A 1,514-nucleotide genomic window follows, 5' to 3' on the forward strand; every position below is an offset into this window, starting at 1 on the left:
GGTTGGGCGGTTGGGGGCGGGGGGTGGCCGGCGCTGGGCCGCACGGCGGCCCTATTGCAGGTTGTGGTATCAGGCAAACGCCCCTTCGATGAACGCCTCCAACGCCTGCGCCTCGATGATCTCGATGGAAAAATGCCCAAAGCGCTTGGGCAACCAGATGATCCGCGCCCCGGCCGGTGATTGCAGGTCACTGCGTGCCAGCGGCTGGCCATTCTCGTTCTCTGGCTGCACGCCATTGGCCAGCAACTGGTCATAGGCCACTTCGATGTCCGGCGTCGAGTAGCAATGGCGGTAGATCATGCCTTCGCCGTGCTCGTCCAGCAGCACCTTGAGGTTGCCCGCCAGCGGTTGCACCAGCATGAAACGCTCCTGGCCCATGCGGGCGATGGCGTAGCGCACGTGCAGGCCGCCACGCTCCCACACCTGGGTGGTGGAGATCTCGGCGCCGAGGATCTGCTGGTAGTAGGCGCAGGCTGGTTCGAGCTGGTTGACCAGTACATCCACGTGGCTGAACGTGAGTTGCATCGTGACACTCCCCTGGCTGAGGGGGTGGAGCATAACCCAGCCTGTACGCTCAATGGCGGACCAGGTACGCGCCGATTGGCACCCGGCCTTTGAGTTTCTTGCATTTCACCGGTGCGGGTTGATGGCCTGGCGGGCGGTCGGGGAACCAGATGCGGCATTTGCCGGGAGGTGGGCGCAAACCTCGCGGTATCTCGTTTGGCTCGCTATCCAGCGCGGCAACGGGCTGCAGCGGTGGCGCGGATGGCCTCGCGGCGATGGCGTCCTGCACGGGAACCGTCACCGCCCTGGTTGGCACCACGCCTGTGCGCTGGGCGGTCTGTGCCGCTGCGATCAATTGCAGGTTGCGGTTGCGCAACGCCTGGTTGGCACCTACCCGCAGGTTGGAGCGGGCCGCCAGGATTTCGGCCTGCTGGAACTGGCCCTGTTGGAGACGCAATACCCCGAGGTAGTGCAGGGTGGCGGGATTGTTCGGCTGGATTTGCAGGGCACGCTCCAGGGTTGCTGCCGCCTGATCCGGATGGCCATCGGCGTACTGCTGCGAGGCGGTTTCGATCAGTTGGGTAGAGGCGTTGTTGCTTCTGGCGGTGGCGGAGCGGTCGCTGGCCAGGGTGTAGGGCGATGTTGTTGCACTGAGCAATAGCAGCAAGGTCGACAGCGTGCGGGGGCTTGGCATCAGGGATGGGCTTAACAAAGGGTGGGCTGCCGGTTGGGGTCGGGATTGGGCAGACAGGCTGGGCTGTCTGACCTGTTGGATACAGAGACCTAATTGACAGTGCGGGAGGGATGAAGTTCTGGTTTGCAAGGGTCGTTCAGGTGGGGTTGCGATTGGCTGCTTTCGACCCATAGCTGCCATTGCGATGGTGCTGCTCTTGCTCATATTCGAGGCTGGCGCGAACCTTGTGGGAGCGGGTTTACCCGCGAAGCAGGCGACGCGGAGGGTGGCACGGGCTTCGCCCGTGTTCGCGGCGGTTCGACGCCTCGATAAACCC

2 protein-coding genes are annotated in these 1,514 nt (G+C 64.0%); both read right to left on the bottom strand.

Translation table 11 applies throughout. From position 1 onward, the window contains the following. Nucleotides 1-69: 69 nt before the first annotated feature. Nucleotides 70-525 carry a VOC family protein gene (locus ABE459_RS25945; RefSeq protein ID WP_125858265.1) on the bottom strand — a complete coding sequence of 152 codons (456 nt, stop codon included), beginning with the start codon at nucleotides 523-525 and terminating at the stop codon, nucleotides 70-72. Nucleotides 526-574: 49 nt separating this feature from the next. Then, nucleotides 575-1,198, bottom strand: a complete 624-nt coding sequence (locus ABE459_RS25950; RefSeq protein ID WP_323833584.1) for a tetratricopeptide repeat protein — start codon at nucleotides 1,196-1,198, stop codon at nucleotides 575-577. Nucleotides 1,199-1,514: the final 316 nt, after the last annotated feature.

Origin of the sequence: Pseudomonas sp. TWI923, assembly GCF_039673365.1 — a bacterium.
Classification (GTDB): Bacteria; Pseudomonadota; Gammaproteobacteria; order Pseudomonadales; family Pseudomonadaceae; genus Aquipseudomonas; species Aquipseudomonas sichuanensis.

Bases quoted from the DNA above. Each gene is read 5' to 3' on its own strand.
- ABE459_RS25950 (WP_323833584.1), bottom strand. From the start codon at position 1,198: ATGCCAAGCCCCCGCACGCTGTCGACCTTGCTGCTATTGCTCAGTGCA.
- ABE459_RS25945 (WP_125858265.1), bottom strand. From the start codon at position 525: ATGCAACTCACGTTCAGCCACGTGGATGTACTGGTCAACCAGCTCGAA.